Here is a 14,818-nt window from a genome sequence, read left to right on the forward strand (position 1 = left end):
TTCAGGTGGTCTGCGTGGGCTTGGCCGACTGGATCGAGGTGCCGAGGATCTCCTCGATCTTCAGCTTCATCACCCGGGTCTTCTCGTCGGTGGGAAAGCGTACGCCGACGCCCTGGGTGCGGCCGCCGGAGGCATTGGCCGGCGTGATCCAGCCTACCTTGCCCGCCACCGGATAGCGCTGCGGATCGTCGGGCAGCGACAGCAGCAGGTAGATCTCGTCGCCCAGCTTGTACTCCCGGGTGGTGGGCACGAACAGGCCGCCGTCGGAGAACAGCGGCACATAGGCGGCATACAGCGCCGCCTTGTCTCGGAACACCAGCTGGATCACGCTGGGCCGGTTGCTGCTGGCCACGGTGCCGGCAGCCGGGGCTGCGGCGGGCGGCGCGGGAGGGCGTGCGGCGGGCTCGTTCATCGGTGGGCCAGTGTAGCGATGCGGCCGCCGCCGGCGCCGCGCGGGGCCGGGCCGCTGGCCGGCCACAGCGCCCGGCCCTGCAATACGAGCGCCTCCACCAGCAGGCTGGCGTTCCAGGGATGTTCGTCGTGGCGCGCGGCGCGGCGCAGTTCGCGCTGCCAGTCGGACAGGCCGGCCAGCGTGGCGCCCGCAGGCAGCGCGCCGGCATCGAAGTAGCGCGGCGCACCGCCGACGGCGGCCACCGTCAGGTCATGGGCCAGCTTCTGCAACGCGTCGATGGCGCGGGGCAGCGGCCAGCCGGCGAACGCCGACGCATCACCGTGGCGCAGCGCCTGCGGCAGCCGGCGCCAGCCCGCGGCGTCGATGCCGGCACGCAGCATGGCCAGCGCTTCCACCGGCTGGCCGCCTGCGGCGGTGTAGAGCACCTGCGGCTCCTGCACGCCCTGCCCGGCCAGCCAGTCCAGCGCCACAGTGCGGTCGGGCGACGGCAGCAGCAGGCGCTGGCAGCGGCTGCGCAGCGTGGGCAGCAGGCTGTCCGGGTCGTGCGCGCACAGCAGCAGGCGCAGCGCGCCGGGCGGCTCCTCCAGGGTCTTGAGCAGGGCATTGGCCGCAATCAGGTTCATCGCCTGCGCGGGATGGATCACCAGCACCTTGCCGCGGCCGCGGGAGGACGTCTGCTGGCTCCAGTCGATGGCGCCGCGCACCGCCTCCACCTTGATCTCGCGGCTGGGCTTGGCCTTCTTGCCTTCGCCGTCCTTGGCGCCGCCCTCGCCCTCCATCTGCCAGCCCAACGGCTCGCGCAGCGCATCGGGAATGAGCAGCAGGAAATCCGGATGCATGCGCGCCTGCATCAGGTGGCAGGCGGCGCAACGGCCGCAGGGTCGCGGCGCCGGGCCGGCCGCTTCGCACAGCCACGACTGCGCCAGCACGATCGCCAGCTCGAACTGCCCCACCCCGCCCGGGCCGTGCACCAGCGTCGCATGGCCGCGCACCTGCTGCAGCGCCTGGTCCAGCACCGGGCGCAGCCAGGGCAGCGCCAGTGCGCCGTCGGGGCCCGTCACCATGCCCGCTGCTCCAGCGCCTGACGCAGGTCGGCCCAGACGGCCTCCTTCGGCTGGTGGCTGTCGATGCGCACGAAACGGCCGGCATCGGCGGCGCAGCGGGCGGCGTAGCCGTCGCGCACGCGCTGGAAGAAGGCCAGGTCCTGCTGCTCGAAGCGGTCGGGCGTGCGCACCGCGGCGCGGCGTTCGGCGGCCACGGCCGGCGGCAGGTCGAACCAGACGGTGAGGTCGGGCTGCCGGCCCTGCTGCACCCAGGTTTCCAGCTGCTGCAGCACCGCCAGGTCGAAGCCGCGGCCGGCACCCTGGTAGGCGAAGGTGGCGTCGGTGAAGCGGTCGCTCAGCACCCAGGCGCCGCGCGCCAGCGCGGGCTCGATGCGGGCCTGCAGGTGGTCGCGGCGGGCGGCGAAGACGAGCAGCGTCTCGCTCAGTGCATCCATCGGCGACTGCAGCAGCAGGGTGCGCAGCTGCTCGGCCAGCGGGGTGCCGCCGGGCTCGCGCGTGAGCAGTACCTCGTGGCCGCGGGACCGCAGCCAGTCGGCCGTCGCCTCGATGTGGGAAGACTTCCCGGCGCCGTCGATGCCTTCGAAACTGATGAAGCGCCCGGGAGAGGCCGGGCGCACGGGGAGGTCGCTCACTTGCTGCTGCGCTGGCGCTGGTACTGGTTGACCGCCCGATTATGGTCGGCCAGGGTGGTGCTGAAGACGCTGCTGCCGTCGCCGCGGGCCACGAAGTACAGCGCCGGCGTGCGCGCCGGCTGCACCGCCGCGCGCAGCGAGGCCAGCCCCGGCATCGCGATGGGCGTGGGCGGCAGGCCGGTGCGGGTGTAGGTGTTGTAGGGCGTGTCGGCCAGCAGGTCGCGCTTGCGCAGGTTGCCGTCGAACGACGTGCCCAGGCCATAGATCACCGTGGGGTCGGTCTGCAGCGGCATGCCCAGGCGCAGCCGGTTGGCGAAGACGCCGGCCACCAGCGCGCGGTCGGCCTCGGTGCCGGTTTCCTTCTCGACGATGGAGGCCAGCACCAGCGCCTGCTCGGGCGTGCTCACCGGCAGGTCGGGCGCGCGCTGGGCCCAGGCTTCGTCGAGCCGCCTCTGCATGGCGGCATGGGCCCGCTTGAGCACGGTGACGTCACTGACGCCGCGGCTGTAGGCATAGGTGTCGGGGAAGAAGCGGCCTTCGGCCGGCTGGCCAGGAGCGCCAATGGCGGCCATCAGCTCGGCCTCGCTCATGCCGCGGGTCAGCGGCTTCAACGCGGGGGCCTTGGCCAGTGCCTCGCGGAACTGCCGCAGCGTCCAGCCGTCGATCAGGCGCACCACCTCCAGCACCTCGTCGCCCTGCACCATCTTGGCCAGCAGCCGCCGCGGCGTGGTGCCGGCGTCGATCTCGTAGCTGCCGGCGCGGATGCGGCGGGCGTCGCCCGACCAGCGGAACCACTCGTACAGCAGCCGCGCATCGGACTGCACCCCGGCGTCCACCCAGGCCTGGGCCACGTCGCGCGGCGAGGTGCCGGGCTCGATGGACAGCTCCACATGCGGCTGCGCCAGCGGCAGCGGCCGGTTCAGCCACCAGGCCACCAGGGCCGCTCCACCCGCCATGCCCGCCAACACCACCAGCAGCGCCCTTGCCACGATCCGCCGAAGCGCTTTCATCCCGGTATGTCCAGCCCATGCCTGTGCGGCCCAGCGGCTGATGATAATGGTCCGATGGACACCCACTTCCCCCCTTCGGACCTGAACGGCGCGGTGCGCCTGGCGCATTGGGGCGTCATCCGTGCCACCGGCGCGGAGGCTGCCAGCTTCTTGCATGGCCAGCTCACGCAGGACATCCAGAACCTGCCGCCCGGCCAGGCGCGGCTGGCCGGCTACTGCTCGGCCAAGGGCCGCCTGCTGGCCAGCTTCATCGTGCTGCGCGGCTCGGCCGACGAGCTGCTGCTGCTGTGCAGCGCCGACCTGCTGGCGCCCACGCTCAAGCGCCTGTCGATGTACGTGCTGCGCGCCAAGTGCAAGCTCACCGACGCCAGCGCGGAGCTGGCGGTGCTGGGCCTGGCCGGCGCGCCGGCGCTGGCGGCGCTGGGGGCGCTGGGGGCCGGGTCGTCCAACGACGACGGCGCCACGCAGGCACTGGCCGGCATGCCGGTGCTGGCCGCGGCCGGTGGCCAGCTGGTGCGCTTGCCGGCGGTCGAAGGCATCGACCGCGGGTTGTGGGTGGGCCCGGCCGAAGCCCTGCCCGCCGCGCTGCCCGCGCTGGACGCAGGCGCCTGGGATGCGCTGGAAGTGCGCAGCGCGGTGCCGCGCATCGTGGCCGCCACGGTGGAGCAGTTCGTGCCGCAGATGATCAACCTGGAGCTGGTGGGCGGCGTCAACTTCCAGAAGGGCTGCTACCCCGGCCAGGAGGTGGTGGCCCGCAGCCAGTACCGCGGCACCACCAAGCGGCGGGCGGGGGTGTTCGCCACCGGCGCGGCGGCGCAGCCGGGCCAGGAAGTGTTCGACGCCAACGATCCCGGCCAGCCGGCCGGCATGGTGATCAATGCCGCGGCCGGCCAGCCGGCGCTGGCGCTGGTGGAAGTGAAGCTGGCCGCCCTGGCCGAGCCTGCGCTGCGCCTGGGCAGTGCCGAGGGCCCGGCGCTGCAGCCCTTGCCCCTGCCCTATCCCCTGCCTGGCGGTGCGGACTGAGGGCCGGCCCGCAAGCGGGCCGTTGACGCAGGTCCTGTACGTCTACTACCGGGTGGAAGCCGCCGACCGCGCTGACTGCGTGGCCGCGGTGCGCAGCGCGCAGGCCGCGCTGATGCAGCATCATCCGGGCCTGGTGGCCGCCGTGCTGTCGCAGGTGCCTGGCCACACCACGCTGATGGAGACCTATGCCTGGTCATCCGCGGCACCCGCGGTGCCGCCCGCATGGTCGGCACTGGAAGCCGAGGTCGGGGCCCGGTTGGGACGCTGGATCGTCGGCACGCGGCATCTGGAGCTGTTCGAGCCATGTGCCTAGCCGCGCTGTCCATCGGCCAGCACTGGCGCCATGTGTTCGTGCTGGCCGCCAACCGCGACGAGTACTACCACCGCCCCGCGGCGCGGCTGGCCTGGTGGTTGCCGGAAGACGGCGGCCCGGCGGTGCTGGGCGGGCGCGACCTGCAGGCCGGCGGCAGCTGGTGTGCGCTGAGTGCCGCCGGCCGGCTGGCGCTGGTGACGAACGTGCGCCGGCCTGGCCACTTCGATCCGCGGGCGCCATCGCGCGGCGAGATCGTGGCCCACTGGCTGCGTGGCAGCGAGGCCTCGTCGCGCTTCTGGATGCAGGTGGGCCTGGCGGGCTACAACCCGTTCAACCTGATCGCCATCGACTTCACCACCGACGAGCGCTTCTGGTGCGGCGACGAAGCCGCCGCCCGGTGGCTGGACGGCGGGCTGTACGGCCTGTCCAACGCGCAGCTGGACACGCCCTGGCCGAAGGTGCTGGCGCTCAAGCAGGCGATGCGCTCGGCGCTGGCTTCCAGCCGCAGCGTGCAGGGCCTGGCGGAGCGGCTGTTCGAGGCCCTGTCCAGCCGCCAGCCCTGGCCCGATGCCGACCTGCCGCGCACCGGCATCCCGATCGAGCGCGAGCGGGCGCTGTCGCCGGCCTGGGTGCAGCTGAACGGGCCCACGCCGGACCTGCTCTATGGCACGCGCTGCTCCACGCTGGTGATCGTGGAGCAGCAAGCGGAGCAGCGCGTCACCCATGTGCTGGAGCGCAGCTTCCGCCCCGACGGCAGCGTGCAAGCGCAGCGCCACGCGACGCTGCCCGACTGGCCGCCCACCGCCCAGGCGGCGGGCCGCTGGCGGGTGGAGCGGGCGGCGCTGCGCGAAACCGAATACCCGCCGGCCTGACGCGCCGGCGCGGACCGCGGCCTGCTAGGGCGCCCGCCCCATCTCCACATGCGGTATGCCGGCTTCCTCGAACACCTCGCCACGGGTGCCGAAGCCGGCGCGCAGGTAGAACGGCGCGGCGCTCATCTGCGCATGCAGCAGCAGCATGTGGTCGCCGCGGGTGCGGGCGGCGGCGGCCAGCGCATCCAGCACCGCCCGCCCCACCCCGCTGCCGCGCACCACCGGCAGCACCGCCATGCGGCCCAGCCTGGCCACGCCCGGTGCCTGCTGCAGCAGACGGCCGGTGGCCAGCGGCCGCCCCAGGCGGTTGACGGCCAGCGCATGCAGGCAGTCGGCATCGGCCGGATCACTTTCCAGCTCGGCCGGGATGCGCTGCTCCTGCACGAACACCTGGGTGCGGATGCGGCGTGCCGCCTCGCCCAGCTCGGCCCAGCCGCCCACCTTCACCTCGACCATCGGCTGGCCGGCCTCGAAGGCCTCCAGCACCGCCCGGAATGCCGGCGGCACCGGCCGGCTGGTCTGGGTGGCCGGATCGGCGAAGACGTACACCAGCTCGCCATGCACCAGGCAGTGCTCGCCGCGGAACACCGCGCACTGGAAGACCATGGAGCTGTTGCCGATGCGGTGGCAGCGCACGCCGACGTCCAGCAGGTCGTCCAGCCGGGCCGAGGCCAGGTAGTCCACCGTGCTCTTGCGCACGAAGAGGTCGCCGGCCAGCTCGGCCATGGTGTCCTGGTAAGGCAGCGCCAGCGCCCGCCAGTAGCCGGCCACGGCGGTGTCGAAGTACATCAGGTAGTGGCCGTTGAACACGATCTGCTGCAGATCGACCTCGGCCCAGCGCACGCGCAGCCGTTCGGTGAAGCGGAAGTCCTGTCGGTTCATGCGGAATGGCTCCAGGCCTGGCGCAGCGCTTCGGCGATCGCCTGCTGGGCGATGCCGGCCTCGCGCAGCGCGCGGCCCATCTTGATGAAGTCGTGGGTCACGCCGCGCACGATGTCCAGCGCCACCGGCACGCCGGCCATGCGCAGGCGATCGGCGTAGGCCACGCCCTCGTCCACCAGCGGATCGCATTCCGCCAGCAGCACGAAGGCCGGCGCCACGCCTTCCACCTCGTCGGCCAGCAGCGGCGCGAAGCGCCAGTCCGTGCGGCGCTCGTGCGGGATGTAGTGGTCGAAGAACCAGCCGATCTCCTCGGCCTCCAACAGCATGCCTTCGGCGAAGCGGCGGTGCGACTCGGTGTCGGCATGCGCGGTGGTTCCGGGCGTGATCAGCACCTGCAGCGCCAGCGGCAGGCCGACGTCGCGCGCATGCAGCGCGGCCACCGCGGCCAGGGTGCCGCCGGCGCTGTCGCCGGCTACCGCGAGGCGGCTGCCGTCCAGCCTCAGCAGGTCGGCACCGGGGCCGGCCATCCAGCGCAGCGCGGCCCAGCTGTCGTCCACCGCCGCCGGGAACGGATGCTCCGGCGCCAGCCGGTAGTCCAGCGACACCACCGCGCCGCCACTGCGCAGGGCCAGCTGGCGGCACAGGCTGTCGTGCGTCTCCAGGTTGCCAATGGTGAAGCCGCCGCCATGCAGGTACAGCAGCACCGGCAGGCCGTCGTCGGTGGCCGGCGCATACAGCCGCGCGGGCCGGGGCGCGCCATCGCCGCCAGGCAGCTGCAGCGCCTGCACACGTGGCAGCGGCGCGCGCGGCGGCTCCAGCACCTCGGCGGCGGCGGTGTAGGCGATGCGCGCGTTGGCCGGCGACATGCTGCGGAACGGCGGGCGGTTGGCGCGGCGGATGCGCTCCAGCAGCGCGGCCATCTGGGGGGTGAGGGAGGGTGAATGCACCCCCGAAGGATAAACAGCCCATGAAAAAAGGCCCGGAGCAGGAGGTCTCCGGGCCTTGGGGCCTGCCACGCGGCAGGCGACCGATGCAAGCGTGGATCAGTGCTTGTCGAAGAACTGCTCGTCTTCGGTGGAGCCCTTCAGCGCGGCGGTGGACGCCTGCGCCTCGATGGTGGTGGTCACCGCGTCGAAGTAACCCGTGCCCACTTCGCGCTGGTGCTTCACCGCGGTGAAGCCACGCTCGGCCGCGGCGAATTCCTTCTGCTGCAGCTCGACGAAGGCGGTCATGTTGTTGCGGGCGTAGCCGTAGGCCAGGTCGAACATGCCGTAGTTGAGTGCATGGAAGCCGGCCAGGGTGATGAACTGGAACTTGTAGCCCATCGCGCCGAGCTCGCGCTGGAACTTGGCGATGGTGGCGTCGTCCAGGTTCTTCTTCCAGTTGAAGGACGGCGAGCAGTTGTACGACAGCATCTTGCCCGGGAACTTGGCATGGATGGCGTCGGCGAACTTCTTCGCGAAGGCCAGGTCCGGCGTGCCGGTCTCGCACCAGATCAGGTCGGCGTACTCGGCGTAGGCCAGGCCGCGGCTGATGGCCTGCTCGATGCCGTTGGTCGAGCGGTAGAAGCCCTCGACGGTGCGCTCGCCGGTGAAGAAGGGGCGGTCGTTCTCGTCGATGTCGCTGGTCACCAGGTCGGCGGCTTCGGCGTCGGTGCGGGCCAGCAGCACGGTGGGCGTGCCCATCACGTCGGCGGCCAGGCGTGCGGCCACCAGCTTGCTGACGGCTTCACGCGTGGGGACCAGCACCTTGCCACCCATGTGGCCGCACTTCTTGGCCGCTGCAAGCTGGTCCTCGAAGTGCACGCCGGCGGCGCCCGCCTCGATCATGGCCTTCATCAGCTCGAAGGCATTCAGCACGCCGCCGAAGCCGGCTTCCGCGTCGGCCACGATGGGCGCGAAGTAGTCGATGTCGTTCTTGCCTTCGCTCCACTGGATCTGGTCGGCGCGCTGGAAGGTGTTGTTGATCTTCTTGACCACCTTGGGCACCGAGTCCACCGAGTACAGCGACTGGTCGGGGTACATCTCGCCGTTGCTGTTGGCATCGCCCGCCACCTGCCAGCCCGACAGGTAGATCGCCTTGAGGCCGGCCTTGACCTGCTGCATCGCCTGGTTGCCTGTGAGCGCGCCCAGCGCGTTGACGAACGGCTCGGTGGTGATTAGGTTCCACAGCTTCTCGGCACCCCGCTTGGCCAGCGTGTGCTCGATCTGCAGCGAGCCGCGCAGCCGCACCACGTCGGCGGCGCTATAGCCGCGCTTGATGCCCTTCCAGCGCGGGTTCTCGGCCCAGTCCTTCTCGAGGGCGGCGATCTGCTGTTCGCGGGTCAGTGTGGTGGTCATTCGAAGTGCTCCTTTGCGTTGAACGGGGGGTCTCAAGATGGCTTCAGCGTAACGACCGCACTCTGGCTTGGGAACACTTATGTCTTATATAAGACTGAAATTCTTTCTCTTAATAATCAATGACTTACGGAGATCGTTTCGCAATGCGCAAAGTTGTTTTCCATGTTGAGAAATCTTGCTGCGCCGCAGCACCGCCTCGCATCACGATGTGAAACGCCCGTTCAGCATCGTGAAATCCGCATCAACCCGCCGATGCCGCCTCCCACCAACGGGCGTAGACACGGTCGGCCAAGCGGTGCTGCGCCTGCAGGAACTGCTGGGCATCGGACCGCATGCGGTCACCGCTGTGCACCGTGGCCGGGTGCGTTTGCTGCGCCTGCAGGAAGGACGGGTCGCGCGAGGCCGACCAGCGCGCGAGCTTGTCGGCATCCACCTCGATGTGGAACTGCATGCCCAGGTGCGGTCCATAGGCGAAGGCCTGCACCGGGCAGGCCTCGTTGGTGGCCACCGACACCGCGCCGCGCGGCAGTTCGAAGGCCTCGTTGTGCCAGTGCATGAAGTGGTGCCGGTCGCCCTGGCCGAACCAGGCCTCGCGCTCGGGGCCCGGTAGCATGCGGGCCGGCTGCCATCCGATCTCGGGCAGCGGGGAGCGCAGCACCCGCGCGCCCAGCACCCGCGCCATCAGCTGCCCGCCCAGGCAATGGCCGATCACCGGCACACCGGTCTCGAAGCCCAGGGCGATCAGGCGTTCGGCCTCCCGCAGCGCCGGCAGCGGATCGTTGGCGCTCATCTCGCCACCCAGCACCGCCAGCGCCGCATGGCCGCTCAGGTCGGCCGGCAGCGGCTGGCCCTCGGCGGCGAAACGCAGGTCCATCACGATGCCCTGGGCGGCCAGCCAGTGCGCCAGATAGGCCGGGCCGTCGCCCTTCATGTTCTGCAGGACCAGCACGGGCTTCATCGGTGCACCTCGCGTCGAAGGCGGTGGGACGGAAATCGGTTCATGGCGCGGGGCTAGCAATCCGGGGGCCCGACTGTGCCCGGTTTGCGGCCGCATCGCCGGCAGCGCCTATCCTCGGGCCCTTCCCGCCCTGCCCGCCTTGCCATGTCCCATTTCGCCTTCCTGGCCCAGAACGGCTTTCTCAAGTGCCCGCCGATGCAGGCCGACCACCGCTACGGCGTGGCCGGCATCGCCTGGGACGGCGCCACCACCAACCGCCCGGGCGCGCGCCTGGCGCCCCGCGCGATCCGCGAGGCCAGCCACATGCTGTGCGACGGCATCCATCCGCTGTTCGACGTGACACCCGAAGGGCTGCTCGGCGATGCCGGCGACCTGCCGCTGCCCAACACCAGCCTGGTGGGCATGCGCGAGGCGATGCCCGCGCTGGTGCGGCCGCTGCTCGCGGCGCACCACATGGTGTGGCTGGGTGGCGACCACTCGATCACGTTGCCGCTGCTGCAGGCGCAGGCCGAGCGGCTGGGCCGCCCGCTGGCCGTGCTGCACTTCGACGCCCATTGCGACACCTGGGAAGACCACTTCGGCGAGCCCAGCGGCCACGGCACCTGGGTGTTCGAGGCGATGCAGCAGGGCCTGGTCGACAAGCGCTGCTTCGTGCAGGTGGGCATCCGCTCGGCCGGGCAGCGCGAGGCGCGCGACTATGTGCGCGACCAGGGCGGCGCCATCCACACCGCCCGCGACCTGCGCGGCCTGCAGACACCGGCACAGTTGCAGCCCATCGTCGACGACCTGGCCCGCCGCATCGCCGACCACGGCCGGCCGCCGTTGTACGTCAGCCTGGACATCGACTGCCTGGACCCGGCCTTCGCACCCGGCACCGGCACGCCCGAGCCCGGCGGCCTGGCCAGCCACCAGGTGCTGAGCCTGCTGGAGGCGCTGGTCGACCTGGACTGCGTGGGCATGGACTGCGTGGAGGTGGCACCGCCCTTCGACCATGCCGAGCTGAGCAGCCAGGCGGCCGCGGCCTTCGTGTGGACCTACCTGTGCAGCCGCATTGCGCGCGAGGCGCGTGCGCGGGGCTAGAGGCTGAGCGCGGTGGTGCGCTTGACGGTGCGCAGCACCAGCATCGAGTTGCTGCGAGCCACGCCGGGCAGGTGCATCAGCACGTCGGCATGGAAGCGCTCCAGGTCCTCCGCGTCGCGGTAGGTGAAGCGGATCAGGTAGTCGTTGCTGCCGGCCACGTAGTAGCAGTCGAGGATCTGCGGCTGGTCACGCACCGCGCGCTCGAAGGCCGCGATCACCGGCGCGGTCAGCGTCTCCAGGTTCACGATGGTGAAGCTGGTGCCCGGCTGGCCCACCGCCTTGGGATTGAGCAGTGCCACGTAGCGGTCGATCACGCCCGCCTCCTCCAGCTGCTTGACGCGGCGCAGGCAGGCCGAGGGCGACAGGTGCACCCGCTGCGCCAGCTCCAGGTTGGTGAGCCGGCCATCGGCCTGCAGCTCGGTGAGGATGCCGAGGTCGATCGCATCTAGTTGCACGGCGCTGGACATGTTTCGCATCGGATGCTGTAGCGGGGCCTTTGCGCCGCATCTTATTGCGCCGACAGCCGCACGACCCGGGATATTGCGCAAGCACATTGCGCTGCGCTGCTCCTAGACTTTCGCGGCCGGGCGGAACACGCTGTCAGGTCTGCCCACCACTTTGGAAAGAGCCGTATGAGCACCACCGAACTCGACGCCTACTGGATGCCCTTCACCGCCAACCGGCAGTTCAAGAAGGCGCCGCGCCTGCTGGCCCAGGCCCAGGGCATGTTCTACAAGACGCCGGAGGGCCGCGAGGTGCTGGACGGCGTGGCCGGCCTGTGGTGCGTGAACGCGGGCCATGCACGGCCGAAGATCGTCAAGGCCATCGCCGACCAGGCGGCCGAGATGGACTTCGCGCCGCCGTTCCAGATGGCGCATCCCAAGGCCTTCGAGCTGGCCGAGCGGCTGGCCAGGCTGACGCCGGCGGGGCTGAACAAGGTCTTCTACACCAACTCGGGCTCCGAGTCGGTGGAGACCGCGCTGAAGATGGCGCTGGCCTACCACCGCGCGCGCGGCGAAGGCTCGCGCACCCGGCTGATCGGCCGCGAGCGCGGCTACCACGGCGTGAACTTCGGCGGCATCTCGGTGGGCGGCATCGTGGCCAACCGCAAGATGTTCGGCCACCTGCTGGCGGGCGTGGACCACATCCGCCACACGCACGATCCGGCGCGCAACGCCTTCAGCGTGGGCCAGCCGGCCCATGGCGCCGAGCTGGCCGACGACCTGGAACGGCTGGTCGCGCTGCACGACGCCTCCACCATCGCCGCGGTGATCGTGGAGCCGGTGGCGGGCTCCACCGGCGTGCTGATCCCGCCGCAGGGCTACCTGCAGCGGCTGCGCGAGATCTGCGACAAGCACGGCATCCTGCTGATCTTCGACGAGGTGATCACCGGTTTCGGCCGCACCGGCCAGCCCTTCGGCGCGCAGACCTTCGGCGTGACGCCCGACCTGATGACGGTGGCCAAGGGCATCACCAACGGCTGCGTGCCGATGGGTGCGGTGTTCGCCAAGCAGCAGATCCACGACGTGTTCATGAACGGGCCCGAGCACCTGATCGAGTTCTTCCACGGCTACACCTACTCGGCCCATCCGCTGGCCTGCGCCGCCGCGCTGGCCACGCTGGACACCTATGCCGACGAAGGCCTGCTCACCCGCGCGGGCGAGATGCAGGGCTACTTCGCCGATGCGCTGCATGGCCTGAAGGGCCTGCCGCACGTGATCGACATCCGCAACATCGGGCTGGTGGGCGGCGTGGAGCTGGCGCCGCGGCCGGGCGAGCCGGGCAAGCGCGCCTTCGACGTCTTTCTCGACTGCTGGGAGCAGGGCCTGATGATCCGCACCACCGGCGACACCATCGCGCTGTCGCCGCCGCTGATCATCGAGCGCCAGCACATCGACCGCATCGTCGACACCCTGCGCACCGCGCTGCAGCGCGTGGCCTGACGCTACCGAGAGCCCGCCGCGCCGCATGCCCTTCCTCGAGGTCGACCGTGAACTGACGCGTCTGTCGTACTACGACGCCACCGCCCCGCGCGGGCCCGCCCATGCGCCGCTGCAGGGCGAGGTGCAGGCCGACGTGGCCATCGTCGGCGGCGGGCTGGCCGGGCTGTCGGCGGCCATCGAGCTGCGCCAGCGTGGCCTGGGCGTGGTGCTGCTGGAAGCGCAGCACATCGGCTTCGGCGCCAGCGGCCGCAACGGCGGCCAGGCCATCCACGGCCTGGCCTGCGACCCGCCGACCATCGAGGCCGAACTGGGCCTGGACGAAGCCCGCCGCGTGTGGACGATGACGCTGCAGGCGATCGACCTGATCCGCCAGCGCTGCAGCCGCTTCGGCATCGATGCCGAATGGCACGACGGCTTCCTGGGCGTGGCGGTCAACGAGCGCAAGGCCCGCGCGCTGCGCGAAGGCGTGGACCACCTGGCGCGCCACTACGGCTACGAGCAGCAGTGGATCGAGGCGCCCGAGCTGCCGCGCTGGATCGACAGCCCCCGCTACGTGGCCGCCGCCTACGACGCCCGTTCGGGCCACCTGCATCCGCTGAAGTACACCCAGGGCCTGGCGCGTGCGGCCGCCGCGCTGGGCGCCACGCTGCATGAGGGCAGCGCCGTCACCGGCCTGCAGCAGCGCGGCGACGAGGTGCTGCTGACCACCGCGCAAGGCCGCGCGCGGGCGCGGCAGGTGCTGCTCGCAGGCAATGTGTACCTGCAGGAGTTCGCCCCGCAGCTGGCGCCGCAGCTGGGCCCGCGGGTGATGCCGGTCGGCACCTACATCGTGTGCTCCGAGGTGCTGGGCGCAGAGCGGGCCGCCGCACTGGTGCCGTGCGGCGCTGCCGTTTGCGACAACAACTTCGTGCTCGACTACTTCCGCCCCACGGCCGACCACCGCATGCTGTATGGCGGCCGCGCCAGCTACACCACGAAGACGCCTGCCGACCTGGCCGCCGGCATGCAGCGGCAGATGGCGGGCACCTTCCCGCAGTTGCGCGACGTGAAGGTGGAATACGCCTGGGGCGGCTTCGTCGACATCTCGATGAGCCGGGCGCCCGACTTCGGCCGGCTGGGCCGCAACGTGTACTACCTGCAGGGCTTCTCCGGCCATGGCCTCGCGCTCACCGGCCTGGCCGGGCAGGTGGTGGCCGAGGCGATGGCCGGTGACGCCGGCCGCTTCGACGTCTTCGCGCGGCTGAAGCACCGCCGCTTTCCGGGCGGGCGGCTGCTGCGCATGCCGGCGCTGGCCCTGGGCATGGCCTACTACCGGCTGCGCGACCTGCTGTGATGCGCCACCCGCACGGTTGCATGAAGCGCCATCCGGCCAAGCCCGCATGCGGCTGCGGTGGCTTGTTGGCACACTTGCTGCATCGCCACTGCCCATGAGCGTGCCTCTGACTGCTTCCAAGATCCCCGCCAAGCCCGTGGTGCTGGTGCCCGCCTGCAACCGCATGCTCGGCCACCATCCCTTCCACATCGCCGGCAAGAAGTACGTCGACGGTGTGCGCCTCGCCCAGTGCCAGCCGCTGATCGTGCCCAGTGCCGAGCCCGACGAGATCGAGGCCCTGCTGGACATCGCCGATGGCGTGCTGCTCACCGGCTCGCCTTCCAACGTGCATCCCCGCCACTTCGGCGAGGCGGTGCTCGACACCACCTTGCCCCTGGACGAACAGCGCGACGCCTGGACGCTGCTGCTCATCCCGCGCGTGCTGGCCCGCGGCATTCCGCTGCTGGCCATCTGCCGCGGCGCGCAGGAGGCCAACGTGGCCCTGGGCGGCACGTTGCACCAGGCGGTGCATGCCGTGCCGCCGCACCAGGACCACCGCGCCGACGACAGCCAGCCGGTGGAGGTGCAATACGGCCCTTCGCACGACGTGCTGGTCGAGCCCGGCAGCCTGCTGGACCGCATCACCGGCGAGCCGCGTTTCCGCGTCAATTCCGTCCATGGCCAGGCGGTGAACCGGCTGGCCCCCGGCCTGCGCGTGCAGGCCCGCGCCCCCGACGGCCTGGTGGAAGCCTTCAGCGCCGATGCGCCCGGCTTCAACCTCTGCGTGCAATGGCACCCCGAGTGGCAGGCCGCCAGCAATCCCATCTCGCGACAGTTGTTCGGCGCGTTCGGCGAGGCCTGCGCGGCCTACCGCGACCGCCATCGCCCACCTCCATCCGCCTGATAGTGCGGAGCGCCTCCGCGCCCCGTGCAGTGCCCAGGGCCTTTGTGCCGCCGCCCGCAAGGCGGCACGCCAGA

At 71.3% G+C, this 14,818-nt stretch carries 16 protein-coding genes; 7 read left to right on the plus strand and 9 right to left on the minus strand.

Annotated elements, in window-relative coordinates; genetic code table 11:
- Position 1: 1 nt before the first annotated feature.
- From VO99_RS18710 to mltG, 4 genes are read right to left on the minus strand one after another with little or no spacing between them, the layout of a single operon-like run.
- Positions 2-412 carry a PilZ domain-containing protein gene (locus tag VO99_RS18710; protein WP_046114499.1) on the minus strand — a complete coding sequence of 137 codons (411 nt, stop codon included), beginning with the start codon at positions 410-412 and terminating at the stop codon, positions 2-4.
- Positions 409-1,476: a DNA polymerase III delta subunit-related protein gene (locus tag VO99_RS18715; RefSeq protein ID WP_046114427.1), complete on the minus strand. Its 1,068-nt coding sequence runs from the start codon at positions 1,474-1,476 to the stop codon at positions 409-411. The genes VO99_RS18710 and VO99_RS18715 overlap by 4 nt, the downstream gene beginning before the upstream one ends.
- Positions 1,470-2,108 (minus strand): dTMP kinase, encoded by a 639-nt coding sequence (gene tmk / locus VO99_RS18720; RefSeq protein ID WP_083440733.1) that lies wholly within the window; start codon positions 2,106-2,108, stop codon positions 1,470-1,472. Before tmk ends, VO99_RS18715 begins: the two co-directional genes overlap by 7 nt.
- Entirely contained in the window at positions 2,105-3,118 is a 1,014-nt protein-coding gene (gene mltG, locus VO99_RS18725; protein WP_046114428.1) for an endolytic transglycosylase MltG, read from the minus strand. Before mltG ends, tmk begins: the two co-directional genes overlap by 4 nt.
- A gap of 6 nt (positions 3,119-3,124) precedes the next feature.
- On the opposite strand from mltG, the gene ygfZ reads away from it, so the two are divergent.
- Genes ygfZ through VO99_RS18740 form a run of 3 tightly spaced genes read left to right on the plus strand, consistent with a single transcriptional unit; the run spans position 3,125 to position 5,326 of the window.
- Positions 3,125-4,141: a CAF17-like 4Fe-4S cluster assembly/insertion protein YgfZ gene (gene ygfZ, locus VO99_RS18730; RefSeq protein ID WP_375136405.1), complete on the plus strand. Its 1,017-nt coding sequence runs from the start codon at positions 3,125-3,127 to the stop codon at positions 4,139-4,141.
- A 22-nt stretch (positions 4,142-4,163) separates the two neighbouring features.
- Positions 4,164-4,454, plus strand: a complete 291-nt coding sequence (locus VO99_RS18735) for a DUF4936 family protein (protein ID WP_046114430.1) — start codon at positions 4,164-4,166, stop codon at positions 4,452-4,454.
- Entirely contained in the window at positions 4,445-5,326 is an 882-nt protein-coding gene (locus VO99_RS18740; RefSeq protein WP_046114431.1) for an NRDE family protein, read from the plus strand. Before VO99_RS18735 ends, VO99_RS18740 begins: the two co-directional genes overlap by 10 nt.
- 24 nt (positions 5,327-5,350) lie before the next feature.
- Here VO99_RS18740 and VO99_RS18745 read toward each other — a convergent pair whose 3' ends face one another.
- The 4 genes from VO99_RS18745 to VO99_RS18760 form a co-directional block, all read right to left on the minus strand.
- Positions 5,351-6,208, minus strand: coding sequence for a YbgC/FadM family acyl-CoA thioesterase (locus VO99_RS18745; RefSeq protein ID WP_046114432.1), 858 nt, complete (start codon positions 6,206-6,208; stop codon positions 5,351-5,353).
- Positions 6,205-7,128, minus strand: coding sequence for an alpha/beta hydrolase (locus VO99_RS18750; RefSeq protein ID WP_046114433.1), 924 nt, complete (start codon positions 7,126-7,128; stop codon positions 6,205-6,207). Before VO99_RS18750 ends, VO99_RS18745 begins: the two co-directional genes overlap by 4 nt.
- A gap of 123 nt (positions 7,129-7,251) precedes the next feature.
- The gene (gene aceA, locus VO99_RS18755; protein WP_046114434.1) at positions 7,252-8,547 is read right to left on the minus strand and encodes an isocitrate lyase; all 1,296 of its coding nucleotides are present in this window, start codon (positions 8,545-8,547) and stop codon (positions 7,252-7,254) included.
- 241 nt (positions 8,548-8,788) lie between these two features.
- Positions 8,789-9,505 carry a type 1 glutamine amidotransferase gene (locus VO99_RS18760; RefSeq protein WP_046114435.1) on the minus strand — a complete coding sequence of 239 codons (717 nt, stop codon included), beginning with the start codon at positions 9,503-9,505 and terminating at the stop codon, positions 8,789-8,791.
- Positions 9,506-9,649: 144 nt separating this feature from the next.
- On the opposite strand from VO99_RS18760, the gene speB reads away from it, so the two are divergent.
- A complete protein-coding gene (speB, locus tag VO99_RS18765; RefSeq protein ID WP_046114436.1) occupies positions 9,650-10,585 on the plus strand; it encodes an agmatinase in 936 nt (311 codons plus the stop codon).
- Here the strand turns inward: speB and VO99_RS18770 are convergent.
- Entirely contained in the window at positions 10,582-11,052 is a 471-nt protein-coding gene (locus VO99_RS18770; RefSeq protein ID WP_375136406.1) for an Lrp/AsnC family transcriptional regulator, read from the minus strand. The two genes, speB and VO99_RS18770, sit on opposite strands and share 4 nt — an antisense overlap.
- Before the next feature lie 165 nt (positions 11,053-11,217).
- Here VO99_RS18770 and aptA point away from each other — a divergent pair, with 165 nt between their 5' ends.
- The 3 genes from aptA to VO99_RS18785 all read left to right on the plus strand — a co-directional run bounded on the left by aptA (position 11,218) and on the right by VO99_RS18785 (position 14,744).
- Positions 11,218-12,528: an omega-aminotransferase AptA gene (aptA, locus tag VO99_RS18775; RefSeq protein WP_046114438.1), complete on the plus strand. Its 1,311-nt coding sequence runs from the start codon at positions 11,218-11,220 to the stop codon at positions 12,526-12,528.
- A 25-nt stretch (positions 12,529-12,553) separates the two neighbouring features.
- Positions 12,554-13,861, plus strand: coding sequence for an NAD(P)/FAD-dependent oxidoreductase (locus VO99_RS18780; RefSeq protein ID WP_046114439.1), 1,308 nt, complete (start codon positions 12,554-12,556; stop codon positions 13,859-13,861).
- Between the two features lie 94 nt (positions 13,862-13,955).
- A complete protein-coding gene (locus VO99_RS18785; RefSeq protein WP_046114440.1) occupies positions 13,956-14,744 on the plus strand; it encodes a gamma-glutamyl-gamma-aminobutyrate hydrolase family protein in 789 nt (262 codons plus the stop codon).
- Positions 14,745-14,818 lie beyond the last annotated feature (74 nt).

Origin of the sequence: Aquincola tertiaricarbonis (genome assembly GCF_000969605.1) — a bacterium.
GTDB lineage: Bacteria > Pseudomonadota > Gammaproteobacteria > Burkholderiales > Burkholderiaceae_C > Aquincola > Aquincola tertiaricarbonis.

Coding starts and splice junctions, on each gene's coding strand:
- VO99_RS18710 (WP_046114499.1), bottom strand. CDS start 412: ATGAACGAGCCCGCCGCACGCCCTCCCGCGCCGCCCGCCGCAGCCCCG.
- VO99_RS18715 (WP_046114427.1), bottom strand. CDS start 1,476: ATGGTGACGGGCCCCGACGGCGCACTGGCGCTGCCCTGGCTGCGCCCG.
- mltG (WP_046114428.1), bottom strand. CDS start 3,118: ATGAAAGCGCTTCGGCGGATCGTGGCAAGGGCGCTGCTGGTGGTGTTG.
- ygfZ (WP_375136405.1), top strand. CDS start 3,125: ATGTCCAGCCCATGCCTGTGCGGCCCAGCGGCTGATGATAATGGTCCG.
- VO99_RS18740 (WP_046114431.1), top strand. CDS start 4,445: ATGTGCCTAGCCGCGCTGTCCATCGGCCAGCACTGGCGCCATGTGTTC.
- VO99_RS18745 (WP_046114432.1), bottom strand. CDS start 6,208: ATGAACCGACAGGACTTCCGCTTCACCGAACGGCTGCGCGTGCGCTGG.
- VO99_RS18750 (WP_046114433.1), bottom strand. CDS start 7,128: ATGGCCGCGCTGCTGGAGCGCATCCGCCGCGCCAACCGCCCGCCGTTC.
- aceA (WP_046114434.1), bottom strand. CDS start 8,547: ATGACCACCACACTGACCCGCGAACAGCAGATCGCCGCCCTCGAGAAG.
- VO99_RS18760 (WP_046114435.1), bottom strand. CDS start 9,505: ATGAAGCCCGTGCTGGTCCTGCAGAACATGAAGGGCGACGGCCCGGCC.
- speB (WP_046114436.1), top strand. CDS start 9,650: ATGTCCCATTTCGCCTTCCTGGCCCAGAACGGCTTTCTCAAGTGCCCG.
- VO99_RS18770 (WP_375136406.1), bottom strand. CDS start 11,052: ATGTCCAGCGCCGTGCAACTAGATGCGATCGACCTCGGCATCCTCACC.
- aptA (WP_046114438.1), top strand. CDS start 11,218: ATGAGCACCACCGAACTCGACGCCTACTGGATGCCCTTCACCGCCAAC.
- VO99_RS18780 (WP_046114439.1), top strand. CDS start 12,554: ATGCCCTTCCTCGAGGTCGACCGTGAACTGACGCGTCTGTCGTACTAC.
- VO99_RS18785 (WP_046114440.1), top strand. CDS start 13,956: ATGAGCGTGCCTCTGACTGCTTCCAAGATCCCCGCCAAGCCCGTGGTG.